The organism is Candidatus Rubrimentiphilum sp. (assembly GCA_035710515.1).
GTDB lineage: Bacteria > Vulcanimicrobiota > Vulcanimicrobiia > Vulcanimicrobiales > Vulcanimicrobiaceae > Rubrimentiphilum.
Genome location: DASTDE010000001.1, coordinates 142,907 through 166,705, shown reverse-complemented (window position 1 = coordinate 166,705; position 23,799 = coordinate 142,907). Strand labels below are relative to the sequence as shown.

General features: G+C 61.8%; 27 protein-coding genes. 12 read left to right on the top strand and 15 right to left on the bottom strand.

Annotated elements, in window-relative coordinates; translation table 11 throughout:
* The first annotated feature begins 11 nt into the window (after positions 1-11).
* Positions 12-467, top strand: coding sequence for a 23S rRNA (pseudouridine(1915)-N(3))-methyltransferase RlmH (locus VFO29_00865; protein HET9392059.1), 456 nt, complete (start codon positions 12-14; stop codon positions 465-467).
* A complete protein-coding gene (argS, locus tag VFO29_00860) occupies positions 448-2,142 on the top strand; it encodes an arginine--tRNA ligase (protein ID HET9392058.1) in 1,695 nt (564 codons plus the stop codon). Before VFO29_00865 ends, argS begins: the two co-directional genes overlap by 20 nt.
* Positions 2,143-2,216: 74 nt before the next feature.
* Here argS and VFO29_00855 read toward each other — a convergent pair whose 3' ends face one another.
* The 8 genes from VFO29_00855 to VFO29_00820 form a co-directional block, all read right to left on the bottom strand.
* Positions 2,217-2,528 carry a DUF6504 family protein gene (locus tag VFO29_00855; GenBank protein HET9392057.1) on the bottom strand — a complete coding sequence of 104 codons (312 nt, stop codon included), beginning with the start codon at positions 2,526-2,528 and terminating at the stop codon, positions 2,217-2,219.
* Complete coding sequence (locus VFO29_00850) at positions 2,525-3,652, bottom strand: AI-2E family transporter (protein HET9392056.1); 1,128 nt, start codon at positions 3,650-3,652, stop codon at positions 2,525-2,527. Before VFO29_00850 ends, VFO29_00855 begins: the two co-directional genes overlap by 4 nt.
* Positions 3,653-3,686: 34 nt before the next feature.
* Entirely contained in the window at positions 3,687-4,250 is a 564-nt protein-coding gene (gene pyrE / locus VFO29_00845; GenBank protein HET9392055.1) for an orotate phosphoribosyltransferase, read from the bottom strand.
* The gene (gene pyrF / locus VFO29_00840) at positions 4,247-4,948 is read right to left on the bottom strand and encodes an orotidine-5'-phosphate decarboxylase (protein HET9392054.1); all 702 of its coding nucleotides are present in this window, start codon (positions 4,946-4,948) and stop codon (positions 4,247-4,249) included. The genes pyrE and pyrF overlap by 4 nt, the downstream gene beginning before the upstream one ends.
* Positions 4,948-5,910 carry a dihydroorotate dehydrogenase gene (locus tag VFO29_00835; GenBank protein HET9392053.1) on the bottom strand — a complete coding sequence of 321 codons (963 nt, stop codon included), beginning with the start codon at positions 5,908-5,910 and terminating at the stop codon, positions 4,948-4,950. Before VFO29_00835 ends, pyrF begins: the two co-directional genes overlap by 1 nt.
* A gap of 169 nt (positions 5,911-6,079) precedes the next feature.
* Positions 6,080-6,892 carry a dihydroorotate dehydrogenase electron transfer subunit gene (locus VFO29_00830; GenBank protein HET9392052.1) on the bottom strand — a complete coding sequence of 271 codons (813 nt, stop codon included), beginning with the start codon at positions 6,890-6,892 and terminating at the stop codon, positions 6,080-6,082.
* Positions 6,893-7,226: 334 nt separating this feature from the next.
* The gene (locus VFO29_00825) at positions 7,227-7,775 is read right to left on the bottom strand and encodes a DUF6249 domain-containing protein (GenBank protein ID HET9392051.1); all 549 of its coding nucleotides are present in this window, start codon (positions 7,773-7,775) and stop codon (positions 7,227-7,229) included.
* Positions 7,776-8,630 (bottom strand): DUF4097 family beta strand repeat-containing protein, encoded by an 855-nt coding sequence (locus tag VFO29_00820; protein HET9392050.1) that lies wholly within the window; start codon positions 8,628-8,630, stop codon positions 7,776-7,778.
* A gap of 80 nt (positions 8,631-8,710) precedes the next feature.
* Here VFO29_00820 and VFO29_00815 point away from each other — a divergent pair, with 80 nt between their 5' ends.
* The 5 genes from VFO29_00815 to VFO29_00795 all read left to right on the top strand — a co-directional run bounded on the left by VFO29_00815 (position 8,711) and on the right by VFO29_00795 (position 12,806).
* Positions 8,711-9,301, top strand: a complete 591-nt coding sequence (locus tag VFO29_00815) for a sigma-70 family RNA polymerase sigma factor (protein HET9392049.1) — start codon at positions 8,711-8,713, stop codon at positions 9,299-9,301.
* The gene (locus tag VFO29_00810) at positions 9,298-9,666 is read left to right on the top strand and encodes a hypothetical protein (protein HET9392048.1); all 369 of its coding nucleotides are present in this window, start codon (positions 9,298-9,300) and stop codon (positions 9,664-9,666) included. The genes VFO29_00815 and VFO29_00810 overlap by 4 nt, the downstream gene beginning before the upstream one ends.
* On the top strand, positions 9,629-10,333 hold the full coding sequence (locus tag VFO29_00805; GenBank protein HET9392047.1) for a response regulator transcription factor: 705 nt from the start codon (positions 9,629-9,631) through the stop codon (positions 10,331-10,333). Before VFO29_00810 ends, VFO29_00805 begins: the two co-directional genes overlap by 38 nt.
* Positions 10,333-11,739 (top strand): HAMP domain-containing sensor histidine kinase, encoded by a 1,407-nt coding sequence (locus VFO29_00800; GenBank protein ID HET9392046.1) that lies wholly within the window; start codon positions 10,333-10,335, stop codon positions 11,737-11,739. Before VFO29_00805 ends, VFO29_00800 begins: the two co-directional genes overlap by 1 nt.
* Positions 11,740-11,858: 119 nt before the next feature.
* Complete coding sequence (locus VFO29_00795; GenBank protein HET9392045.1) at positions 11,859-12,806, top strand: hypothetical protein; 948 nt, start codon at positions 11,859-11,861, stop codon at positions 12,804-12,806.
* On the opposite strand, the gene VFO29_00790 is transcribed toward VFO29_00795, so the two are convergent.
* Entirely contained in the window at positions 12,807-13,232 is a 426-nt protein-coding gene (locus VFO29_00790) for a GNAT family N-acetyltransferase (GenBank protein HET9392044.1), read from the bottom strand. It lies immediately after the preceding gene.
* Positions 13,222-14,016, bottom strand: coding sequence for an MBL fold metallo-hydrolase (locus VFO29_00785; GenBank protein HET9392043.1), 795 nt, complete (start codon positions 14,014-14,016; stop codon positions 13,222-13,224). The genes VFO29_00790 and VFO29_00785 overlap by 11 nt, the downstream gene beginning before the upstream one ends.
* An 83-nt stretch (positions 14,017-14,099) precedes the next feature.
* Here VFO29_00785 and VFO29_00780 point away from each other — a divergent pair, with 83 nt between their 5' ends.
* Positions 14,100-14,981, top strand: a complete 882-nt coding sequence (locus VFO29_00780) for a methylated-DNA--[protein]-cysteine S-methyltransferase (GenBank protein ID HET9392042.1) — start codon at positions 14,100-14,102, stop codon at positions 14,979-14,981.
* On the opposite strand, the gene VFO29_00775 is transcribed toward VFO29_00780, so the two are convergent.
* Together VFO29_00775 and VFO29_00770 are read right to left on the bottom strand one after the other, a co-directional pair.
* On the bottom strand, positions 14,982-16,202 hold the full coding sequence (locus tag VFO29_00775; GenBank protein ID HET9392041.1) for a DUF1501 domain-containing protein: 1,221 nt from the start codon (positions 16,200-16,202) through the stop codon (positions 14,982-14,984).
* A 52-nt stretch (positions 16,203-16,254) separates the two neighbouring features.
* Positions 16,255-17,748 (bottom strand): DUF1800 domain-containing protein, encoded by a 1,494-nt coding sequence (locus VFO29_00770; protein ID HET9392040.1) that lies wholly within the window; start codon positions 17,746-17,748, stop codon positions 16,255-16,257.
* Positions 17,749-17,817: 69 nt separating this feature from the next.
* Between VFO29_00770 and VFO29_00765 the strand changes: the two genes are divergently transcribed.
* The 3 genes from VFO29_00765 (at position 17,818) to VFO29_00755 (ending at position 20,585) form a co-directional block, all read left to right on the top strand.
* Positions 17,818-19,401: a carboxyl transferase domain-containing protein gene (locus VFO29_00765; GenBank protein HET9392039.1), complete on the top strand. Its 1,584-nt coding sequence runs from the start codon at positions 17,818-17,820 to the stop codon at positions 19,399-19,401.
* A 73-nt stretch (positions 19,402-19,474) separates the two neighbouring features.
* Positions 19,475-20,050, top strand: coding sequence for a DUF4760 domain-containing protein (locus VFO29_00760; GenBank protein HET9392038.1), 576 nt, complete (start codon positions 19,475-19,477; stop codon positions 20,048-20,050).
* A complete protein-coding gene (locus VFO29_00755) occupies positions 20,040-20,585 on the top strand; it encodes a hypothetical protein (protein HET9392037.1) in 546 nt (181 codons plus the stop codon). The genes VFO29_00760 and VFO29_00755 overlap by 11 nt, the downstream gene beginning before the upstream one ends.
* An 81-nt stretch (positions 20,586-20,666) precedes the next feature.
* Here VFO29_00755 and VFO29_00750 read toward each other — a convergent pair whose 3' ends face one another.
* The 3 genes from VFO29_00750 to VFO29_00740 form a co-directional block, all read right to left on the bottom strand.
* Positions 20,667-21,353 carry a hypothetical protein gene (locus tag VFO29_00750; GenBank protein HET9392036.1) on the bottom strand — a complete coding sequence of 229 codons (687 nt, stop codon included), beginning with the start codon at positions 21,351-21,353 and terminating at the stop codon, positions 20,667-20,669.
* A 73-nt stretch (positions 21,354-21,426) separates the two neighbouring features.
* Positions 21,427-22,167, bottom strand: coding sequence for a molybdopterin-dependent oxidoreductase (locus VFO29_00745; protein ID HET9392035.1), 741 nt, complete (start codon positions 22,165-22,167; stop codon positions 21,427-21,429).
* Complete coding sequence (locus tag VFO29_00740; protein ID HET9392034.1) at positions 22,164-22,967, bottom strand: cytochrome b/b6 domain-containing protein; 804 nt, start codon at positions 22,965-22,967, stop codon at positions 22,164-22,166. The genes VFO29_00745 and VFO29_00740 overlap by 4 nt, the downstream gene beginning before the upstream one ends.
* Positions 22,968-23,022: 55 nt before the next feature.
* On the opposite strand from VFO29_00740, the gene VFO29_00735 reads away from it, so the two are divergent.
* Complete coding sequence (locus VFO29_00735) at positions 23,023-23,799, top strand: enoyl-CoA hydratase-related protein (protein HET9392033.1); 777 nt, start codon at positions 23,023-23,025, stop codon at positions 23,797-23,799.

Here is a 23,799-nt window from a genome sequence, read left to right as displayed (position 1 = left end):
AACCCCCGCCCATGCATCTGCGCGTCGTCGCGGTCGGCAAGCTTCGCGACCCAGCGGTCGCGGCGATCTGCCGGGAATTTCAAAAGCGCCTCGCGGCCTATCACCGGCTGGAGATCGTGGAAGTGCGGTCTTCGAGCGGTTCCGATCCGGAAAAGGCGATCGGCGAGGAAGGCGAGCGCATTCTGCGCGCGCTCGGCAAAGGCTCGCTCTGGCTGCTCGATCGGACAGGGACCGAATTAACCAGCGAAGCGCTCAGCAAGAGAATCGTCGGACTCGAGCGCGACTCAAACCATCTGACGCTGGTCGTCGCCGGAACCTTCGGAGCATCTAAAGCCGTGCGCGATCGCGCCGGTTTCGTCTGGTCGCTTTCCAAGCTGACGTTTTTGCACGAGTGGGCGCGCATGCTCGTGCTGGAACAGCTCTACCGGGCGGCGAAGATCGCGCGTAGTGAGCCGTACCATCACTGACGGGGGTCCGGTCCTTCCGGACGCCGCGCTTTCGATTTTCTCCAGCGCCTTGAGCGAGGTCATTACCGCGCGTTATACCGACGCGCCCGGAACCGACATTAGCTTCGAAGCGCCGCGCCGTCCCGAGTTCGGAGATTTTTCGACGAATGCCGCGTTTTCGTTGGCGCGCGTCGCCCGCAGCGCGCCGCAGCAAGTCGCAACTGCGCTCATCGCCGACTTGCAGACGCGAGCGCCCAAGCTCGGCGAACTCTTCGCCGAAATATCGGCTACAGCCGGATTCATCAACGTTCGGTTCCAGCCGGAGATCTGGCAGGCGGCGGTCGCGCAAATCGTGCGCGAAGGGTCGGACTTCGGCCAAAGCACGCCACAGAACGTTCGCATCTCGCTCGAGTTCGGAAGCGCCAATCCGACCGGCCCGCTCGTCGTCGTGCAGGGACGTACGTGCAGCATCGGCGCGACGCTCGCCAACACGATGAAGTTTTGCGGCTACGACGTCTTCACCGAATGGATCATCAACGATGCCGGCGGGCAGCTTGAGACGCTCGGCCGATCGCTATACGCGCGCTACCGCCAGATCTTCGATCCGGCGTTTCCGTTTCCGGACGAGGGTTATCCCGGCGAGTACCTTGTGCCGGTCGCACGCGCCATCGCGGACGCCGACGGAAAACGCTGGATTAACGAGCCCGAAGGCGCGTGGCTTCCCTACTTCTCGCAAAGCGGGCGCGACACGCTCGTCGCGGAGCAGCAGGAAACGATCGCGCGTTTCGGCGTGCACTTCGATCGCTGGCAGAGTGAGAAAGAACTGCACGACACGGGCCGCGTGCAAGCCGGCTTGCAGCGCCTCATCGACGACAAGGTCACCTACGAACAGGACGGCGCCATTTATTTTCGCGCGACGCAATTCGGCGACGACAAGGATCGCGTGCTCGTCCGCAGCGACGGCCGGCCGACCTATTTCTGCACGGACGTGGCTTACCATTACGACAAGTTGCAGCGCTCCGATCGCGTCATCGACATCTTGGGGCCGGATCACCACGGATACATCGGTAGGCTCAAAGGTTTAGCCGAGGCGCTTGGGTACAGCCGCGACCGCCTCGACGCGCTCATCGCGCAGCAGATCACGCTGATGCGCGGCGACGAGCAGGTGAGCATGAGCAAGCGCGCGGGCCAAATCGTTACGCTCGACGACATTCTGGACGAAGTCGGACTGGATGCCGCGCGTTTCTTCTTCGTGTTGCCCGCGCCGGAGTCGCCGCTGACCTTCGACCTGAAGCTCGCAAAGGAAGCCAGCAACGAGAATCCGGTGTACTACGTGCAATATGGTCACGCGCGCATCGCGTCGGTCTTCAGAAACGCGGATGCCGCGGACGTGACGGCCGCGCGAGCGGGCGGTTCGCTCGCGACGCTCACGCATTCGGCCGAACTGGCGCTCGCGCGCCGCATCGCGGAGCTGCCGCGTCTCGCGCGCAACGTCGCCGAGCAGCTCGCGCCCCACCGGCTAACGCGGTATGCGCGGGACGTTGCTTCAGACTTTCACCAGTTTTATACGGAGTGCAAGATCCTCACCGAGGATCGCGACGAACGCATTGCGCGTCTGAGCCTATGCATCGCAACGCAAACGGTGCTGGCGCGGGTGCTGAGTTTGATCGGGGTGAGTGCGCCGGACAGTATGTGAGGCCCCTCGTTACCTCGGGGTGGTTCGATACCTCACCATGACAACCCGATACCTCAGGATGACAACCCGATACCTCAGGATGACAAAGCGTCAGGAGACACAGTGTAGAGCCACCAGCGGTGTTTGCCTGCTTTGGCTTGGCGATCGAAATAGATCGTGCAGTGCCGGCCGTCGGTTGTTTCTATTTCATACCAGTGCCGGGCCAGATAATTATCGCCGCGATCTTCTTTGGTCGAACGCCACACCTTGAGAACGGCTTTTATTTCCAGCGTCTCGGCGCGCCACTCAAAGGCCGAAGGCAGGCCGGGCTCGCCCTGAACCATCGCTCCCGCATCAAACGATTCGCTTAGTGCGCGCAGCGGCTCAGAAACGAATTGCTTCGTCAAGTCGGAGGCGGCGGCGGGGAAGCTGCGGGCAACGGCGTGGCCAGATCGGCGAACTCGATCTGCGCGTGCAGCCACGGACCGATGAAGTATCCCCAGATAAGCTTGAGGAGCGCGGCAGCCGGAATTCCAAGTATCAAACCCGGCAGCCCAAAGAGCTCGCCGCCGGCAAAGACCGCAAACATGACGCCGATAGGCGAGACGCCGATGCTCTCGCCCATGATCTTCGGCACGAGAACATTGTCGCTGATGCGCGCGACGATGAACGTCACGACTTCAACCCAGACGATCATGCCGACGCCCTGCGGTGCGGCCAGAACAAGACCCGCGAGATGCGCGGCGATCATGCCGACGATCGGCACCGCGTACGAGATGGCGCAGATCAACCCGAAGAGCAGCGCGAACTTGAAACCGAAGATCGCCGTTATCGCAGCGATGACGACGCCGGTGATGGTGCAGACGATCACTTCGCCGGAGATGTAGCTGCCAAAAACGTGCGCCGCCTGGCTCGCTAGAGTCAGCGCGGTCTGGCGCCGCCGGGTCGGAAAGAGCGCTGCAAATCCTTGCGCCAACTGGTTCTGGTTGAGCAGCATGAAGACCGATAAGATTAAAGCGGAGATAGCGATGAACGCGGCCGTGGCAACGTTGAGGGCCATCGCTCCGACCGAAGCTAGCCCCGTGGTAAATATAGCCGTCACCTTGTCGACGCTAAATTGCTGCACGTTGAACACCTGGGTCGGAATATTTACACTCGGAAAGCGCTGTTTGACCATCGCTTGCAGATCGATGGTCCACTTTTCAGCCTGTTGAATGTAACCCGGCGTGCTGTTGAGCAGCACCTGCGATTGCGCGAACAACATCGGCATGACGACGACGATGCCGACGACTACGACCACCAGCAGCACCGTAAAGACGATCGTAATGGCGAGCGGGCGCGGAACCCGCCGCTGCTCGAGTTTCTTGGAGATTGGGTGAACTGCGGACGCGAGGAACGCCGCAATGACGAAGATCGTGATCGTCTTGGGAATCCGTGCGGCAAACCACAGCGCCAGCGCAAAAAGGATGAGAACGCCGGCAACAATGGCGATGCGACGCCAGTTCGTAGGACTCGCGGTACTCTGAATCACTCGATCACCTACTACGCTTGCCCTGTGCAGGTTCCTAGCTGCGGCGCGATCCGGGATCGGCGATAGGCTCGCCGGCCCGGCACTGCGGACACGCGGCCTGGTCGTAGGAGACGATCGGCATCTCGAGCAGCGCGACCGCCGGCACGCTGAAATCGGCATCGCCTCGCCGCACAATCGCGCCGACGCCGACTATCTCCGCGCCGCTCGCGCGGGCGATCGCTAGGATCTCCTGAACCGAACCGCCGGTCGTGATCACGTCCTCAACCACAAGCACGCGATCCGACGGCGTCAGCGCAAATCCGCGGCGCAAGACGGCCGTGCCGGCCTCCTTTTCCGCGAATATCGCCTTCACGCCAAGTGCGCGCGCAACTTCGTAACCCAAGATGATTCCGCCGACCGCGGCGCTCAGCACGACGGTCGGACGCGTTGCGGCAAACGCATCGGCAATGCGTCGCGCCAACGGTTCGACCAGCCGGGGATCTTCCAGAATGCGAAACTTCTGAATGAAGCGATTGCTGTGACGCCCCGAACTCAGACGGAAATGACCGTCGAGCAGCGCGCCGCGTTCGCGAAGCTCGCGCTCCAGGTCCAGCGTCAACGCATCTCTTCGAGGATGGCTTTGGCGGCCTCGAGCGGCTCGGACGCTTCGGTAATCGGCCGGCCAACCACCAGATAATCGGCGCCAGCGGCGACCGCTTCGGCCGGCGTGGTCACGCGCTTCTGATCGCCGTGCACGGCGCCGCCGGGACGAATTCCGGGAGTGAGCGTCAGAAAATCCTCGCCGAAATAGCGTTTGAGGTCGCGCACTTCGTGCGCGCTGCAGACCACGCCGCTGCATCCCGCGTCACGTGCGAGTGCGGAGAGGCGCATGGTGTTCTCGCCTATTCCGCCATGAAACCCCAATTCGTTGAGATCTTCCGCGCCGATGCTCGTGAGCATGGTGACGGCAAAAACGTGCGGCTCAGTTATGCCGAGTTCGTCCGCGCGTTCACCCGCTGCGTCGACGACCGCGCGCATCATGTCGTTTCCACCGATCGCGTGCACGTTGATGATGTGCGTGCCCGGGCGCACCAGCTGCCGCGCGGCGGCACCGGCCGTGCGCGGTATGTCGTGCAGTTTTGCATCGATGAAGTGCCGGACGTCGCGCGCCGCCATGTGCGCGAAGATGCGGTCGCCGTATCCGTAGAGCGCCTCGAGTCCGACTTTGAAAAGCACGTCGAGTTCGTACAGTTCGTCTATAAGGCGCTCGGCGTGGCCGGCGGTCGGGACGTCCAAGGCCACCACGAGTTGCGCCATTATCCTTCGCCGCCTTCATATTGAAACGGCGTCGCAAACCCGACGTTCGCCTTACCGACGATCTCGCTCAACGAACTGTGCCCGCGAGCAGTCAGATAGTCTCGCAGCTCGTCCACGATCCGGACCGGAATGCGCGGATCGGTGAAGTTCGCCGTACCGATTGCGATCGCGCTCGCGCCCGCGAGAAAGAATTCGAGCGCGTCGCTGATGGTTTCGATTCCGCCCTGCCCGATAATCGGAATCGCAACCGCGCGCGCGGCCTCGTAGACTGCCAGCACGGCGACGGGCCGGATAGCCGGCCCCGAGAGCCCCCCGGTAACGTTTCCGAGACGCGGCTTCCAAGCGTTCACGTCGATGGACATTCCACGCAAGGTGTTGATGACCGCCAACGCGTCGGCGCCCGCGGCCTCCGCCGAGGCGGCGATGGCCGCCAGGTCGGTGACGTTTGGCGAGAGTTTGACGATCAGCGTCTTCCCGGTAACGCCTCGCACCGCGCGTACGACCTTGGCCGTCAGATCCGGATCGCAGGCGAATGTTTCGCCCTCCGAAGCGACGTTGGGACACGAAATGTTGAGTTCGATCGCCGCGATTTCGTCGCGCGCCGCCAGCCGTTCGGTGACGTAGGCGTAATCGTCCACCGAAAACGCCGCCACGCTGCCGATCACCGCGGACGGCCGCTTCGCGAACTTGGCCACCTCGTGCTCGAGATACCAGTCGATGCCCGGATTCTGTAGTCCGATCGCATTGAGCATGCCGGCCGGAGTCGCCACCAGCCGCGGCATCGGGTTGCCCAGCCGCGGCGCCCGCGTAACGCTCTTCAAAACGACCGCGCCGATCTGCGCGAGGTCCACAAACGGTTCGAACTCCTCGCCCGATCCATAGCACCCGCTCGCCATGAGCGTCGGATACGGCAGCTGCAATGAGCCAATCGTTACCGATAGATCGACGGAGCCGCGGCTCATAGCGGCTTCCCGACGCGGCACATGCCACCCTCACTTGTTCGCAGGTTAATCGTTCGGGCGGCATGTGCCGCGTACGGAAGCCACGTCTCGATATCGTTAATGTCTTGCGAGCCCTTTGCCGGCCGAGCGATTAACCATGCAAAAAGCGAGCGTCGGTAAAGGGCGAGCGCTACCATCTCAGCTCGTGGGCCCAGAAGACTGGGCCTTCCTTGCAGACGCGCGCGTAAACGAAGTCGCCGCCGTTCGCCGGCGCGGGAAATCTCGGCGCTTGTGAACTCTTGCGATCCAATGGAACGACGCAGCCCCAACAGCCGCCGACTCCGCACGCGAATGTCTCTTCCAGCGAAAGCTGCGCACGCACGCCGAGCTCCGATGCAACAAACGCAGTGGCGCGCAGCATGGGCGACGGACCGCAGGCGATGATGAGATCCGGTTTGTCTTCCGCAGCGGCGAGCAGTTCGGTGATGAATCCGGCGTGACCGAACGATCCGTCGTCGGTCGCGCAGCAGAGCTCGCAACCGGCGCGTTCGAAACGCTCGCGATCGACCAAGAAGTTTTCGCTGCGCGCGCCGTAAAACAACCGCACGCGCGCGCCTTGTTCGATTAGCATTTGCGCAGGAAGCAATACCGATGCGATGCCCACGCCGCCGGCTACAATTGCAACGTTGCGCGCGCCATTCACGTCGAAACCGTTGCCCAAAGGACCGGTGATTGAAAGCGTGTCGCCCGTTCGTAATTCGGCCAATTCACGCGTCCGCGCGCCGCAGATGAAAAACAGCAAACTCGCGCGCTCTCCTTGCGCCTCATAGATGGCGAGCGCCGTCGCGGCGCGTTCGCCGCTTGGCGGTATTGCCATGACGAACTGGCCCGGCCGAGTCACGGCAACGAGCTCCGGAGCGTAAAAACCAAGGAGGACTACGCCGGGCGCAAGTTCTGTGCGATCGAGCACGCGGACATCACGTACCGATGGCCCGTTGGGCATCGCGGCACCATTCTCGCAACCGCCCGGACATACTCCCGTTACAGAATATTTAATCAAAATTGCGACGTTTGACTGAACCCACTTGCGACAAAAGCCGTTATAGGGTATAGAACGAAAAAAAGAAAGGAGGGTCCAGGTATGGCAGGTCTTATGGTCTTCAAATCGCTAGCCGACGCGCTAAGAGCGGGCTACCAGGTTTACGACCGGACGTCTGACGGTTACCTCGTCCGGACGAGAACTGCGGCTGGATGGGCAATCGCCCTGGTATCCTGTAAGTAAAGCCACAGGCTAACTTACAAAAGAACCGCCGGCTTGCCGGCGGTTCTTCCTTTATCTACTGCCTTATGTCAGGCGGACGGACGGGCGGTTCGAGCTCCGTCGTTTGTCCTGGCCGCCAAGCGTAGGGTCCGGGCGGAGGCGCCGGCGTCTGTCCCGGCATGGTGCCACGCTGCACCGGCTGCGGCCCCTGAAGCGTCCACCCGCCGAAGTTTGCGCCCGACATCAACGCCAAAATAATCTGCGCAAGGCCCACGAACAGCGGAATCAATCCGCCCAGGAGCCACGGTCCCGGACGTCCTGGATTGATAAACGACAGACCGATCAACAGCGCCAAACCGACCATTGCCACCGTCACGCCTTTGCGCAACATGCGATCGGGATAGTAGCACGAGTTCGGGTCGTTGGAAGCGTAACTCGCGTAATTATAGCCGGCACGTTCGGCTCGCCGCGCCTCGCGCGGATCGAGCGGCGGCGGCATTCCGCGCTTAATCATTTCCAGCCGTTCTTGATGCGACCACCAACGGTGCGACATTGCGAATGCGAGCGGCATTCCGAAGACGACGAGAATCGCGATGACCGCGACAAAAGATTCAGAGAACTGCATTTAATTCGCTCCGTTCGTGTAAACGCGGATGCTGCCGTCTTCCGTTGAGACGTCCAGCGAACCGCCGCCGTTTCCAAGTTTGTAGTCGCGCAGCGGCGAGTCGCCTTGCCGCGCTCCGTTAATTCTGATGCTGCCGTCGCCGGTGCGCGCCTGCAGCGTAAGATCTCCCGCGTCCGCAAATGCCAGCGTGACCGAACCGTCACCGGTATGCGCGCTGCCCTGGCGAACGCGCAGCGACGAAGCCCGGATAGAACCGTCCTGCGTGGAGACCGCGAGCTTGTCCGCGTCGACGTTGTCCAGAGTAATGTGTCCGTCGTCCGTGGTCAGTGCGACGTCGACGCTCTTGACATTCGTAGCCGCAATGTGTCCGTCGTCGGAATGGACGTTGATCGTGCCCGTGAGATCGCTCACGTCGGCGCCGCCGGCATGCGTGATCTCAAGCACTGCATCCGCCGGCACAGCGACTTCTGTGCGGCTCGATTCAAAGCCGAAAATGATGACGCGATTTGCTATCGTGGGCCGTGCGATGACAACTCCGTCCGCAGTCTTGCGCACTTGCAGATGTTGCGGACGCGAACCCCAGCCCCAGCCGCCGATGCTGGTAGCGTCGGTGATGTGGACCTGGCCGTCGGTGGACGGCGTGACGACGACGCGCGAATCCGGGTCGTCGATCACCACATGCGGACGCGAACCAACCGCAACCGCCGGCAGCGAATAGGGAGTGTAGTTGAAATCGCGGGCGTTCCCGGCGTCCGAAAACGTCTTGAGGCCGCCGGCCGAGACCACGATGACGCTCGCGATAAAAACCTCGGCGGCGATGAGGACGGCGATGAGGACGGTTCGTGTGTAGCGCATTCTTCCCCAGGTACGGGCCGGGCCGGGGGAGTGTTTCAGGGCGGCCGAAACAATGCTTCGCGCGCGCGTGTATGACGAGCGTGGCTGCAGCCGTACTGGAGGCCCCTGCTATCGACCTCGCGACCACCGTCGATGACCAGACGCTCGTAACGCAAGCGCTGGCGGGCCGGGGCGAGGCTTTCGGCACGCTCGTCGAGCGATACGACCGAGCGGTCTACCACTTGGCCTACAGGACGCTGCGGGACTCCGAGGAGGCCCGCGACGTCGCGCAGGAGGCGTTTTTCAAGGCCTACCGCAGCCTGCGCACCTTCCGGCCGGGCGCCAAATTCTCGACCTGGATCTTCTCGATCGCCTACCACGCCTGCTGCGACCGATTGAACCGCCGCAAACGTTACTCGAACGAGGAGCTTCCGGATCGGGCCGACCCTGGGGCCGGGCCGGAGCAGCAAGCCATCGCCGGGGACGAAGCCCGGCGGCTGCGAGCCGCGATCGCGCAGCTCCCGGAGAAATATCGCACCGTGATAACGCTCTACCACCTGCAGGGCAGCCAGTACGACGAGATCGCTCAAGTGCTGGAGATACCGATCGGAACGGTGAAGACCCACCTGTTCCGCGCAAAAGAACAGTTGCGGCGAATGCTGAATCAAGCCGCAACGGGAGTACCGGAATGAAACACTATAGCGACGCCGATCTGGACCGCGCACTTTTCAACCTCCCGCTCGAGGAGGCTCCCGCCAACCTGCGGGCGTCGATCCTGGATCGTACAATCTACCGCCATACCCTGGCGGTCAAGCCGTGGGAAGGCTGGCTCATGGGCGGCTGCGTCGCCATGATCGCTTGGCTGCTCGTGCTGATCTTGCGCGGCGGTCCGGCTCCGGTCGTTTCCACGCTCGACGTCGTTGGCGGCGCAATTCTGGCGGTCGTTTCACAACCGGCAACGTTGCTTTGGATCGCGCTGGGAGGTGCGGCCGCGATGTGGATTTCCCAGCTGAGTCCGGCTGTCGCACCCGCGCGTCGAGGACCGGTGCGCCGTTAACCGGCGCTTTCGCATCCTGGTCATCGAGGATGACGCGGCGATCAGCCGCGTCCTTCAGCTCGAACTCGAACACGAAGGTTACGAAGTCGAAAGCGCTCGCGATGGTCTCTCGGGCTTAGAGCGCGCACTCAAAGAACCTGACCTCGTCGTTTTGGATCTCATGCTGCCGAAAATGGACGGCTTGGAAGTTTGCCGCCGGCTGCGCGCCAAAAGCCGCGTGCCAATCATCATGCTGACGGCGAAGGATCGCGTTCCCGAACGCGTCGCCGGCCTGGACATGGGCGCGGACGATTACATGACCAAGCCTTTTTCAACCGAGGAACTGCTGGCGCGCGTTCGTGCCCGCCTGCGCGATAAAGAACCAGCCAGCAATGTCATCGTCTATCGCGACCTCTCGATGGATCGCGACCGCCACGAAGTCACGCGGAACGGCAAGCCGGTCAACTTGACCGCCAAAGAATACGCGCTCTTGGAATACCTGCTGCTGCATCGCAACAAGGTCCATTCGCGCGACGAACTCTTCAACGGCGTTTGGGGAAGCGACTTTCTGGGCGACTCCAACCTGATCGACGTCTACATCCGCTATCTGCGCGGAAAGATCGACGACGGCTTCGACGACAAACTGATCACGACCGTGCGCGGAGTCGGTTACACCATCAAGGATTAGTGACTTCCCTACGGTGGCGAATCGCCGCCTGGTATGCCCTGCTGCTGATCGCCGCCATCCTCGCGCTGGGGTTGATCGTCACCTTACGTTTCGAGCAGATTCTCTACGACCAGGCGCAAGGGCATCTGGCGTTAACGATGCAGGACATCAAGCGCGTCGCGCTGCCGCCTCCCAACCAGTTTTCGATCCAGGATACGAGCGGCGATGCGCTGCTTACCCTTGAGAGCACGGACAATCTCGAACGCTGGGCGGCCGCGGGAACGTATTTGGAAATTGAGGATACGAATGGACACGACGTGGCCAAGAGCTTCAACATGGGAACTACGGAGTTTCCGCCGGCGCCGAAGCTCACCGCCGCCAAACCATCGGCGGTTCAAGACGCCGACTTGCACGGCACACCATTCTTGGTTCAAAACGAGCTGATGAGCAGCGGACGGAACGCGCTGATCGTTCGCGTCGGTGAGCCGCTCGACCAACTCTATCGAGCTTTCAACGAGACGCGGCAGGCGATCGTCGGAATTCTCATCGCGTCGGTTCTGGCCGTCGGCGGACTGTCGCTGGTGCTGGCTTCACAAGCGACCAATCCAATCAATCAACTCGCGCTGGCGATGCGCGAAATCGGATCGGATCGCCTCAACCGCCGGCTGCGCTGGAAGAACCGCAACGACGAGGTCGGTAAACTGGCCGCCACCTTTGACGACTTGCTCGCGCGTCTGGAAGAATCGTTTGCGCGCGAGCGCCAGTTTATCTCCGACGCTTCGCATGAATTGAAGACGCCGCTTACGTCCATTAACGCCAACGCACAGCTGCTGGCGCGTTGGGGCGACCGCGACGAGCAGGTCCGCCGGGAGAGCTTGGAGACGATCGCCACGGAGAGCGCCTCGCTCGCCGGCATGGTCGCGGGCATGCTAACGCTGGCGAAAGCCGACTCCGGTGAAGCGATTCCTAAAGAAACTGTTCCGCTCGGCGTGATCGGCGCGGAGGCGGTTGCCGCCGCGCAGCCGCGCGCGCATGGCAAGGGCCTGCGCTTGACTTTCGACGGCGGCAACGAACAGCCGCAAATTCTGGGCGACCCCTCACTCATTCGGCAGCTTTTCAGTAATTTGATCGACAACGCCATCAAATTCACCGACGCCGGCAGCGTCACGGTTCGCGTACGCGCCCAAGATGGTAAAGCTAGTATCGAAGTTGAGGATACCGGCCCCGGCATCGATCCGGCCGACGCGGCCTTCGTTTTCGATCGGTTTTATCGCACCGACAAGTCGCGCAACCGGGCCGTTCCCGGCACGGGGTTGGGCCTAGCAATCGTCCGATCGATAACACGCGTGCACGACGGAAGCGTCGAGGCGCTCCGATCGAAGACGGGCGGCGCCCTCTTTCGTGCTTGGTTCCCGCGCATCTCATAGTATTCTCATGTACGGGAGCCGGCGGCACGTACAATAGTAAGGTGACGAACCGGGTGAGGGGACGGGCGGCCGGACTCCTCATTTTCATATGTGCCATACTGAGTGCGCAACCGTCGTGGGTGCGTGCTCAGACTGCGCCTATTGTCTTGCCGGCCGGCGACTCGCCGGTCGTGCGCGTAATGATGCGCAGCGGAACGCTGACGGTGCGGATCTGGAACAGAAGCGACGTCCAGGTGAGCTCGCCGCAACCTGTGAGTGCGCGCAGTTTCCGGCCGGAAGCCGTCGCGCAGGCGCTGACCCGCCCTATCCCGATCTTCGCGACGACAGTTCTTACGCCGGATGGCACGATCGTGTTGCCGCCGGAAGAGTTCGCACTGCCTGCGTTGACCGCAGCTCCGCATGCCGGCATCTTCATTCAAGCTGTGGATGCAAACGTGCTCGTGATGTTGCCGGCCGGTACTGCGCTTTTGCTGGGTAACGTGCAGCGCGGTCTCATCGACGTGCAAGATTACCGCAACGGCGCGTTCGCGCTGCTGGTTCACAACGGCGGAGCTCGGCTGCATAACGTCGGCGGCACCGGCTTCGTGCAAGTCGCGCGCGGGCAGATCATGACGGACGGTTCGTCTTTCGATCGCTTTCGTGCGCGCACGGCCATCGGTAACATTTTGTTCGAGAACGTCATGTCGCGGCAGATAGACGTTTCAAGCTACAACGGCACGATCGTGTACGACAACGGCGGCTTCCAGCCGGGCTTGGCCCGTTTTGAGAGCACCAACGGCAACGTCGGGATTGGCGTCGGCGCGGGTAACGTGCAGATCGGCGCGCACAGCTCGGTCGGCCGGATCTATTCGACTTTCGGCGGCGGAGCGGTTCGCGCCGGACAGACCGACGCGCAGCTCGGCGGCAACGGCTCGGTCGTTACGGCGAGCTCGTCGCACGGTGCCGTGTACTTGTATAATGGCGCGCTGCGCGCGCAACGCCGGCTGCCGGCGGAGTGGGCTCCGATGACGGGCTTCATCCGGCGCCCGGCGCCCAATCAACCGGCGCGCGGCCGGCGCATTCACTAGCTAGAGCAAAAACCGCCGCATCATGGCCATGTCCAGCTTAAACGTGTGCTGCGGCAGCACAGCTTCTTCTTTATAGCTGCAGCGTTCCAAAAATCGTTGGGCGCCGCTGCGGTGTGGAACGAGTGCGCTCATCTTATGGCAGTTGGAGTAGTTCGCCGCCTCCGCCGCGCGCTCCAGAAGCGCGTGCCCGATGCCCTGCAGGCGCCGCTCCGGTAAGACGAACACGCGCTCGACGTGCGACAGGGACGCCGCGATGCGGATCGTGGCCACGCCTGCAAGTACGTCGCCGTCCATAGCGGCAAAGTCATGCCGCTCCTCGTGCCACACAACGCTAAAATTGAAGAGCGTCTTGAGCGCTTCACGTTCGTTGCTTCGGACGAAGTCTTCGATCGCGCTGGGTTCGACTCGCAGAATCTCAACCGGCAACGGCGGACAGTTCCGTATCGGCGTCGAGCAAGAGGCCGTCGTACGCGGCAATCACGCGCACGCCCAACTCGCGCTCCAACTCGCGGGCGAGCCGCGGCGGATCCTGCTCGAGCATCTGCGTACCGAAATGCTGCAGCACGGCGACTCGCGGATGCACGCCGCGTATCACTTCGCGGGCCTGATCGAACGTGAGGTGATCCACATCCATACCGTCGCGGTAACGCAGAACGTTTACGACCAGCAGATCCGGCGAGTGCGCACGGTAGTCGTCGATCAGGCCGTCAAAAAACTTGCCGCATGGCAGATACGAGACGGTACGGCCCTCGTACCTGAAGTGCAGCCCATACGTCTCGACCGCATGCACGTGACGCATCGACGTGAACACTTCGACATCGCCGATCGCGTACGGGCCATGACTCGCCTTCAAGACTTCGACGCGTTCCACGAACTTCTGCGCGTAGGGCAAGACAACGTGCTCTCCCTCGAGCGCATCGATGGGCGCCAGCACTGCGCCGCGCTTCCGGAATCCGCCGGAGGTCATGGCTTCGATCATGACGTTCACGTCGCTGGAATGGTCGAGATGCTTATGGGAAAGCACGATCGCCTCGAGCTCGCGCGGATTGCACGGAGGCACGCGTGAAAGCGCGCGCACGAGCGCGCCGGGGCCAGGGTCCACATGAATCTGCGTCCGGCCAAAGCGCATCCACATGCCGCCCGACGCGCGAATCTGCCGCGCGACGACGAAGCGCGCGCCGCCGGTGCCCAGAAACAGAATCTCGATCACTCCGGCGGGTTTCGCCGGAAACTGCGAATGCCATCGCAATTTTCGGATAGCCGGACCGGTTCATCGAGCGCTATGCTGAAGCCATGAAACAATTCGCGAACGAACCGGGTTCCAGGAGCCGTGAGACCGGCATGAGGAGCGGCATAAGCGCAGCGTGCGAGTACGCGGAAGCGCACCTCGAAGAATCGCCGAAGCTCGATGTATTGGCGCGCGTCGCCGGCATGAGCCCGTTTCATTTTCTGCGCAGCTTTAAAGCGGCAGTCGGCGTAACGCCGAAACGCTATGTGGACGAGCTGCGTCTGCGACGCTTAAAAGCAGATCTAAAAACTTCGCGGGACGTTACCGCCGCGGTCTACGACGCCGGCTATGGATCGGCGAGCCGCGTCTACGAACGCGCGGACACCCGGCTCGGGATGACGCCCGCACAATACCGGCGCAGCGGCGAGGGCGTGACGATCTCGTACGCCACCGTCGAGACTCCGATCGGATTGATGATGGTGGCCGCAACCGATCGCGGTCTGTGCTTCGTGCAATTCGGCGAGAGCGCGCACGCGCTGCTGGAACAACTGCGCCGCGAGTATTCGAAAGCCGATATTGCGCCGATGGACAACGCGAACGATCCGCATCTAGCCCAATGGGCCGATGCGCTTAGACGGCATTTGGAAGGCGGTGTACCGGACTTGGACCTGCCGCTGGACGTGCGCGCGACGGCGTTTCAGATGCGCGTCTGGGCCTATCTGCAGTCGATTCCGCGCGGACAAGTGCAATCGTACGGCGAGGTGGCTGAAGCGATCGGACGGCCGGGCGCGGCGCGCGCCGTGGCTCGCGCTTGCGCCTCAAATATCTGCGCGATCGCGATTCCATGCCACCGCGTCATTCGCGGAACGGGCGAGCTGGGCGGCTATAAATGGGGCCTCGATCGCAAACGCGCGCTCATCGACCGGGAGCGCGCGCTGCAGAGCTAATTAGCCGAGCGCGGCGATGGTCGGGAACTGGCCTCGCAAGATCGTGGCCGACGGACGTCCGAGCCAGCGCTCGAGCACCGTTGCGTACACGCTGCGGAAATCCGTGTCGAACTTCAGGTTGCCCATGTTCGTGTTGGCGAGATCGGGATACGCTCCGTAAATCCCGCCTTTCACGCCGCCGCCGATAAGAAAGAGCGGCGAAGCTTCACCGTGATCGGTTCCGCGGCTCGCGTTTTCGGCGACGCGGCGGCCGAACTCGGAGAAGGTCATCGTGAGCACGCGATTATCGTTCCCGTGCGCGCCCAAGTCGTCGTAGAAGGCTTTGATCGCATCCGAGAATTCGCCGAGCAGGCGGTCCTGCGTCGCTTTCTGGCCGATGTGCGTGTCGAACGAGCCGTGCTGCACGTACAGGACGCGCGTGCCGGTATTGCTTCCGATAATCTGTGCGGCCAGCGCGAGGCTGCGTCCCAGCGGCGTCGCCGGATACGACGCATCCGTCTTGTAGCCCGCGATTAGTTTCGGCAATTCTTGCGAGCCCTTTTGCGCGTGATCTTCGATTTCGGCAACGTGGGCCAGGTATGGTGAGCTGAATGGGAAGCGATTGTCGGTCAGCAGTTTGCTGTACGCCATGCTCGCCGAGCTGTTGCGATCGCTGATCAGCCCGTAGCCGTTGATCTGCGCGATGGCCGGCACGTCTGTCTTATTAGCGACCATAACTTCAGGTAGAACCTGCGCAATCGCCACGCCGTTAAAGAGGTTGTCCTTGGGCAGAGCAGCTTCGTCCAGATAGCGGCCGAGCCAACCGGTGTGCTCGTACTTGGTCGGCGCCGCGGTCTGCCAGATCTCGGTGGAGCGGAAGTGCGAGTGATCCGGGTCCGGGTAGCCGACGCTCTGCACGACCGCAACATTGCCCTTGTCGTACATGGACTTAAACGACTTCATGTTCGGATTGAATCCGAGGCGGTCGTTGATAGTCAGGACGTCGCCGCGCGCAATCCCGATCGTCGGGCGCACCTGATAATACTGCGCGTCGCCGTGCGGTACGACGCAGTTCAGCCCGTCGTTTCCGCCCTGCAGATTGATCAGGACGAGGCACCGGTTCGCCGTTCCGGGCAGACCCGGCAGCGGCGTTTGCGCCAGCGCCCGGGCGAAGACGTGGTCCGCGTTTGCGACCACCGCGATCCCGCTGATCGCTCCGACTAAAAAATTACCACGTTTCATGCATTGTCATCCTGAGGTATCGAAGGACCCTGAGGCATCGAAGGGTTTCTCATCAGTTTAGCTGGTACGCAGGCATCGCCATCGTCAGATAAGCGGCTCCGCGGACACGTTCGGGATAGTTTTCTCCGGAGAGCATGCCGAGTGCGGAAGTGTTTACGCCGTTGAGGTAATCCGTGACTTGCGCGATGCCTTGCGGCGACGCGTCGCCGTGTAAAACGGTTTGCACCAAGTCATGCGCGGCTTGCGAGGCCTTCATAGGCACTTGCTGCATCCAGCCTACGTCGTCCATCATCGGCGAGTTGACCATCGATGCGAGGAAATTCTCGCGCGCGATGACGGTTTGGCTGGTGAGCCAGTTCGCGCCGCCCGGCCAGCCGGCGACGTTGGGCGGATAGAACAGGACTTGCCCCATCGCAAAGAGCGCGCGCTGGGCGCGATCGTCAACTTGCTTGGCGTCGAACTGCTTGTACGTTCCGATGACGAACTCCACGGGGCTCTTCACGAGCGCCCGGTAGGTCCGGTTGGAAAAAAAGACGTTGCTGCGAAGCAGCGTGGACATGACCGGCTTGAGATTGTAGTCGTTCTTGCGGATCAGCTTGGCAACAGCCTCGACCAGCTCCGGTTCCGGCCCGTTGTAGACGAAAAAGTTCAGCAAACTGTTGGCAAAGAACATCGCGGCCGCCGGCTGCTTGTAGATGATGTCGACGATGTCGCGTCCGGTAAAGTTACCGGTCTGCCCTAAGAACGTTTTGCTTCCGTCGTCGTGGCGCGAGGCGACGAATTGCACGTCGCCGACACGCGGGCGAAGCACGTAGCCGGTCCAAGCGCGGGCGGACTCGCGCACGTCCTGTTCGCTGTAGTTGCCGACTCCGAGCGTGAAGAGTTCCATCAGCTCGCGCGCATAGTTTTCGTTTGGATGCTGCGGATCGCTGCGGGCATTGTCCAAATAGATCATCATCGCGGGATCGATCGAGACTTGCCACGTCAACTCGCGCAAATTTCCGAGCGCGTTGTCGCGGAAGAGTTGGTTCTGGTTGTAGGTCATCACCGGCGTGACGCCCTTTTGAATCGCCGCGGACGTGAAGTGGCCGTGGAAATAGAGCGCCATCTTCTCTTGCAGCGGCGCGGGCGTCGCCAGCATCCGGTTGAGCCACCAGCGCTGCAGCGCGATTACGGATTGCCGTTCGTTCTGACGAACTTCTTGTCCGATCTTGCGCTTGGTCGTATCGTCGACCATTCCCGGCCGCACACCCGACTGGAAATACTGCATCAGCGTCGCGCGCGGATCGTACAGATTGTCCGGCGCGGGCAAGCCGGCGGTTGACGGAAAGTTTATCAGTGCATCCACCGCCGCGTGGACGCCCATGCTGCCGTAGCGCTTGGCCTCGTCCGGCGTGGACCCGAACCCGGCGCGGCGCAAGAGATGCGCGGCCATGCGCTCGTCCCAGGGTCCGCTATAGGCTGCGAGCGCAGTGCTGATATCGAGCTGCCCGGAGGGCCGGTACATGCCGGCGACGTCGGTGCGGGGCGTAAGTGCGGTTGTCATACTCTTGCCACATTGTAGCGGATGAGCGCGGAAACGGGGTTAAAGGACGCTTAACGAAAACGCGCTCGCATGGCTGTACTCCAGACCCGGCTGAACCTTCAGACCGACACCTATAAACGTAACTTCGAAAACATGACCCGCTTGGTCGACCAGCTACGCGAGGCGCTGGCAGCCGCGCGCTCGGGCGGCGGGCCGGAAGCGATCGAAAAACATCGCAAGCGAAACAAGCTGCCGGCCCGCGAGCGCGTTGAGAAATTAACCGATCCCAAATCTTTCTTCTTGGAGTTCTCGCCGCTGGCAGCCAACGGCATGTATGACGGCGAGGCGCCGGGCGCCGGGATCATCACGGGGATCGGCATCGTGGAAGGCCAGCACTGCGTAATCGTCGCCAACGATGCAACGGTGAAGGGTGGAACGTACTATCCGATCACCGTCAAGAAGCATCTGCGCGCGCAAGAGATCGCCGAGCAGAATCATCTGCCGTGCATCTATTTGGTCGATTCCGGCGGCGCGTTCTTGCCGCGGCAAGACGAAGTCTTTCCGGACCGCGAACATTTCGGACGGATCTTTTACAATCAAGCACGCATGTCGGGTAAACGCATCCCGCAGATCGCGGCCGTGATGGGTTCGTCAACGGCGGGCGGCGCATACGTGCCGGCCATGTCCGACGAATCGGTGATCGTCAAAGACAACGGCACGATCTTCTTGGCCGGGCCGCCGCTGGTCAAAGCCGCCACCGGCGAAATCGTTACGGCGGAAGACTTGGGCGGAGCGGACGTGCATACGCGAATCTCCGGAGTCGCCGATCATTTCGCCGAAGATGACGCGCACGCGTTGACGATCGTGCGATCGATCGTCGCCAACCTGCATCGCGAACTGCCTCGTCAGTGGGACATGGTCGAACCGCAGCCGCCAAAATACGATCCGAAGGAGCTGTACGGCGTCATTCCCTCGGATACGCGCGTCGGGTATGACGTGCGCGAAGTAATCGCGCGTTTGGTTGACGCGTCGGAGTTTCACGAATTCAAGGCGCGTTACGGCAAGACGCTGGTCACCGGCTTCGCCCGCATCGAAGGCCACCCGATCGGCATCCTGGCCAACAATGGCATTCTCTTCAGCGAGAGCTCGCTCAAGGGCGCGCACTTCATCGAACTCTGCGTGCAGCGCGGCACGCCGCTGCTCTTCCTGCAGAACATCACCGGCTTCATGGTCGGCAAAGAATATGAGAACCGCGGCATCGCTAAGGACGGCGCCAAGCTCGTTACCGCCGTCGCGTGCGCGGAAGTGCCGAAATTCACGATCATCATCGGCGGGAGTTTCGGCGCCGGCAATTACGGGATGGCCGGACGGGCGTATTCCCCGCGTCAACTGTGGATGTGGCCAAACGCACGCATCTCGGTGATGGGCGGACAGCAAGCCGCCAGCGTGCTCTCCACCGTTAAGGGCGACATCAGCGCGGCTGAAAAAGCGAAGATCGAAGAGCCGATCCTCGCCAAGTACGAACACGAAGGCAGCCCGTATTATTCGACCGCGCGCCTGTGGGACGACGGCATCCTCGATCCGCTCGAGTCGCGCCGAGCCATCGCCATGGGTTTGGAAGCGGCCGCCAATGCGCCAATCGCCGAAACACGTTTCGGCATATTTCGAATGTAATTGTCATGGTGAGCCTGTCGGGATGTCATCCTGAGTCTTGTCGAAGGGCACGCCCGAGCCTGTCGAGGGCCGCATGAGCCCTGAGTGGCTGACCGCGATCGGAACGCTCGGAACGTTCGTTGTTATCGCCGCCTCGGCGATCGCGGCGCTCATGCAGCTGCGGCACATGCGCGGCAGCAATCAAATCATCGCGCTGAATGAAGTCCGCGAAACAATAGAATCGCCCGCGTTCCAGGCCGCTGAGAATTTCGTCGTCCGCGAGTTGCCGCCGCGCTTCCAGGACCCGGCAGTGCGCGAGGCATTGACGACGCCGTTCTTTCCGCCTGAATACCAGCCCGCCCGAACGGTGGCAAATTTCTTCGAAACCTTCGGCGCCTTGGTCAAGAACGGAATCATCGATCAAGAGATCGCCTGCGATTTGTGGGGTGGCGTTGCCACACGGGCCTGGGAAGCGCTGGCCCCGCTCACCGCTAACCGGCGCGCGATAATCGGGTCGGCCGCATTATGGGAAAATTTCGAATATCTGACGATATTATCTAAACGCTACGCGGCGCAGCACCCGAACGGCGCGTTTCCAAAAGGAATGGAACGTCTGCCGCTTCCGGAGATGTGGCCGGAGACAAAGGCGAAGGTTTCCGATGTCTCCTGAGTGGCTGACCGCGATCGGAACGCTCGGAACCTTCGTCGTTATCGCTGCCTCGGCAATCGCGGCGCTCTTGCAGCTGCGCCACATGCGCGGCGGCAACCAAATTGTGGCGTTAACGGAATGCCGCGAGAAACTCGAATCCGAGGAGTTTCAAAACGCCAGGCGATTCATTGTCGCCGAATTGCCGAAGCTTCTGCAAGATCCGGAAAAACGGCTGAAACTTCAAACGAGCCCGTCGGCGCCGCTCGAATTCCAGCAAGCCACGAATATCGCCAATTTCTTCGAATCGATGGGTGGATTCGTTCGCTTTGGAATCATCGATCGCAAAATTGCCTGCACCTTATGGTGCGGGGTTGTCGTGAGTTCATGGAACAATTTGCTGCCGATGATCCGGCTACGGCGCAAGACCACGCCGGCGGTTTGGGAGTACTTCGAGTACTTAGCGGCCATTTCGAAGCAGTTTATGGAAGAAAACCCGACGTCGTATCCTTCGGGCGTGCCGCGCATGCCGTTGGGGGACGACTCGGACGTCGCCTGAGTGGCTGACGGGAGCCGGCCGGGCCTGCCCAGCCGGCTTCCCGCGATTGCCCTTGGACGAGTCGCTACTGCGCGATTAGCCTTACCGGTGAATCGTGAAGTAGTTCGGCGTAACGCTCCAGCCGCGTATCTGGCCGGAGTACGTGAGCTTGGCGCTCGCCTTCGGTTTGGTCGGGCAGCACATAGCCGCTTTCGGACCGTAGTACGGCCCAGTCAGTTGCACGGCTTGCATCTGTCCGTATTTTACGATTGACGCCTGCAAGTCGCATCCGTTCGTCACGGTGACGCGCGGACCGACGGTCATCGCGCGACCCGTCGCCCCAAGCACCGCCACCGTCGAACCTCCGCAATCCGCGGCCGATTCATGAATTTGCACAACTGCGTCTTGCACCGCCGGCTGCTCGAGCTCCGCGCCGCCGACAATTCTAACGGATTGCATCGGAAAATAGAGCTGCAGGCCATTCGCCTTGGTGACCTTGGACAGCAGCGTGCTGTTGCCCGGCGAACGCCACTTCAGGGTCCAGCCGTTTGCGGCGGGTGCGTAGACCGAAAGATACCATTGATAGGCGATCTGTTTGCCGTTTTGCCGTCCGACGGCCACGCGGCTCGAGACGACGTGCCACCGCGAACTCATGCCTTCGCCCGACAGATAGGTCACCACGTCTTGAACGACCATCCCCGGAGGCGGGTTGCTGTACATCGACTTCGCGCCTACGCTCGATGCGGCCGTGAGTAAAACCAAAGAAAGCCCGGTTAGTAAAAGCTTCATCAATAAGAACTCCTTATAACGGGATGAACGCGGGGAGTTCAACCAGGCGTTCCGCTGCTCCCTTAAAGCGCGGTTAGATGCCGGCGTACCATTCGTAGCCTTGGTCTTCCCAATAGCCGCCTTTGCCGCCGAAGAGGTGCGCGAGCGATGCGACCACCTCGATATGGCGCACCCATTTGGCGCTCTTGTAGCCTAATTGCGTCGGAACTTTCAGGCGGACCGGGGCTCCACGATCGGGCGGGATCGGCGCGCCGTTCTGGCGCAGCGCCAGCAGCGCTTGCGGGTGCATGGCCTGCGCCATGTTCAAACTCTCGTAATACGGCATTCCCCCCGAATCCTGATCGAAGGTGTAAAACACCACGAAGTTCGCGCCGGGGCGCGGAGACGCCAGCGCCAGCAGATCGCGCAGTGCAACGCCGCTCCATTGCGCGATTGCGCTCCAGCCCTCGACGCAATCGTGACGGGTAATCTGCGCGCTCTGCGGCATCGCGTTGAGTTGTGCCAGTGAAAGCGTCTGCGGCCGCGCGACCATGCCGGTGAGCGTGAGCCGGTACGGACGGAATGCGGCACCCACGAGCTGCGTGTAGATGCGATCGGTCGGCGTGTCGAGCGAGTTGATTGGAAAATCTTTCGAAATATCGGACGGCGCATATTGCCGCGCCAGTCCGTGCGTACCGATTACGCGTAGGTTCAGGTCTTCCGCACTGGTCAAGACCGAGTGCGCTGCTTGGTTGTCGTTAAGCTTCGTGCCGATCGCCCCGCAGCCGGCCAAGGCCGCCGAAATGCTAGATGCAATAAAGAGTTTGCGCTTCATACGCCCACTCCGTCATGCGCACCCAGTTTGTAGCGACCGGTAATCATCGACGCAATGTGGTTGCGCAAACCTGTGGTAGCTACCAGCATGATGTGGGTTGCAAAAAAACCGCACAATGCGATCATCAGAACGAAATGCCACAGCCGCGCGAACTGGCGGCCACCAAACATCGTCGTTACCCAGGGCATGGCAGCGTCAAAGCTCGGTGACAGCGCGAGTCCGCTTATCACGATCAGCGGCGCGAAGACGAAGAGAACGAGCGTATACGCCATCTTCTGCAATGGATTGTACTTACCGTGCGCCGGCGGCTCTTTTCGCAAGCGGAAGTAATAGAGTTGCATCGGCAAGAGTTTGGGTATGTCCGACGGGCGCAGAACAAGTTCGCGCAGATCATGCCGGCCGGCTCCCCACACAATGTAGACAACGCCGCAAATAACCATTATCCAGGCGAAAAACAGATGCCAGCGACGGCCGTCCGCGAGATCTTGGTACGACGGAATCGTAATCCAGCCCGGAAATGCCCGGCCGGTCGTGCTGCCCATTCCATCGTCGGTCCACCCCAGCCAACCGGTCGTCGTGAACGTGCGGCCAAAGACGATCGTCGTGCCGACGCCTTGGCTCGGAGCCGTAATTTGCAAGACACGGTGCGCGGGATCGGTTTTATCCGAGGCGTCCAGATACGGCGCTGCGTTGAATATCTGCAGACCACTGCTAACCAGCGCCAAGAAAGCGATGAAAAACAGCCAGTGCGTCAGGCGCGTGACGGCGGAATGGCGGTAGACGATCTTGCCGGTTTGCATCCGTACACTCAACGCGTGCGAGGCGGCCACGGATGGGAGCGAGAAAGCCGCCCGGATGGCTGCGGTACTCCGCTATTCGGCCCAAGGCCCGGTCGCGCAGGTTCGGCTCGACCGGCCCGACGTTCGCAACGCACTCGACAACGATTTGATCGAGCAGCTTCGTTCCACCTTCGAGCAAATAGCGACCGATCCGGAAATCCGTGCCGTCGTGCTCTCGGGCGAAGGCAAGGCCTTCTGCGGCGGAGCCGACGTCACCATGATGCGCGACTCGCTCGAGCTGACGCGTAAGCAAAACGTCGCCGGCGCACGGGCTCTCTCCAAAATGTTTCGCGCGATCGATCGCTGTCCGAAACCGGTCATCGCAAAGGTTCACGGCGCGGCCCTGGGAGGCGGCGCCGGTTTAGTGGCGGTCTGCGACATCGCGATCGCGGCTTCCGACGCTGTCTTCGGATTCACCGAAACCAAACTTGGGATTATTCCGGCCGTGATCTCGCCGTTCGTGCTGGCGAAGATCGGTGCGTCGCATGCGCGCGCATTGTTTCTGACCGGCGAACGGTTCGAGGCGCGTCGCGCGCAAGCGATCGGCCTGGTGCACGAAGTTGTCGTAGCCGACACGCTCGACGTCGCGATCGAGCGCGTCACGAGCGAGGTCTTGAGCGCCGGCCCTTCTGCAATTTCGGCTGCCAAGAAATTGATTGCGCGCGTGCGCGAAACGTCCTACGGAAAGTCGCTCGATATCACCGCGGAAGCGATTGCCGACCAGCGCACCTCGCCCGAAGGGCAAGAGGGCCTTCGCGCTTTTCTTGAACGGCGTCCGCCGAACTGGAAATAG

Coding starts and splice junctions, on each gene's coding strand:
- VFO29_00865 (HET9392059.1), top strand. CDS start 12: ATGCATCTGCGCGTCGTCGCGGTCGGCAAGCTTCGCGACCCAGCGGTC.
- pyrF (HET9392054.1), bottom strand. CDS start 4,948: ATGGCGCAACTCGTGGTGGCCTTGGACGTCCCGACCGCCGGCCACGCC.
- VFO29_00835 (HET9392053.1), bottom strand. CDS start 5,910: ATGAGCCGCGGCTCCGTCGATCTATCGGTAACGATTGGCTCATTGCAG.
- VFO29_00830 (HET9392052.1), bottom strand. CDS start 6,892: ATGCCCAACGGGCCATCGGTACGTGATGTCCGCGTGCTCGATCGCACA.
- VFO29_00825 (HET9392051.1), bottom strand. CDS start 7,775: ATGCAGTTCTCTGAATCTTTTGTCGCGGTCATCGCGATTCTCGTCGTC.
- VFO29_00820 (HET9392050.1), bottom strand. CDS start 8,630: ATGCGCTACACACGAACCGTCCTCATCGCCGTCCTCATCGCCGCCGAG.
- VFO29_00810 (HET9392048.1), top strand. CDS start 9,298: ATGAAACACTATAGCGACGCCGATCTGGACCGCGCACTTTTCAACCTC.
- VFO29_00780 (HET9392042.1), top strand. CDS start 14,100: ATGAAACAATTCGCGAACGAACCGGGTTCCAGGAGCCGTGAGACCGGC.
- VFO29_00775 (HET9392041.1), bottom strand. CDS start 16,202: ATGAAACGTGGTAATTTTTTAGTCGGAGCGATCAGCGGGATCGCGGTG.
- VFO29_00770 (HET9392040.1), bottom strand. CDS start 17,748: ATGACAACCGCACTTACGCCCCGCACCGACGTCGCCGGCATGTACCGG.
- VFO29_00765 (HET9392039.1), top strand. CDS start 17,818: ATGGCTGTACTCCAGACCCGGCTGAACCTTCAGACCGACACCTATAAA.
- VFO29_00760 (HET9392038.1), top strand. CDS start 19,475: ATGAGCCCTGAGTGGCTGACCGCGATCGGAACGCTCGGAACGTTCGTT.
- VFO29_00755 (HET9392037.1), top strand. CDS start 20,040: ATGTCTCCTGAGTGGCTGACCGCGATCGGAACGCTCGGAACCTTCGTC.
- VFO29_00750 (HET9392036.1), bottom strand. CDS start 21,353: ATGAAGCTTTTACTAACCGGGCTTTCTTTGGTTTTACTCACGGCCGCA.
- VFO29_00745 (HET9392035.1), bottom strand. CDS start 22,167: ATGAAGCGCAAACTCTTTATTGCATCTAGCATTTCGGCGGCCTTGGCC.
- VFO29_00740 (HET9392034.1), bottom strand. CDS start 22,967: ATGCAAACCGGCAAGATCGTCTACCGCCATTCCGCCGTCACGCGCCTG.
- VFO29_00735 (HET9392033.1), top strand. CDS start 23,023: ATGGCTGCGGTACTCCGCTATTCGGCCCAAGGCCCGGTCGCGCAGGTT.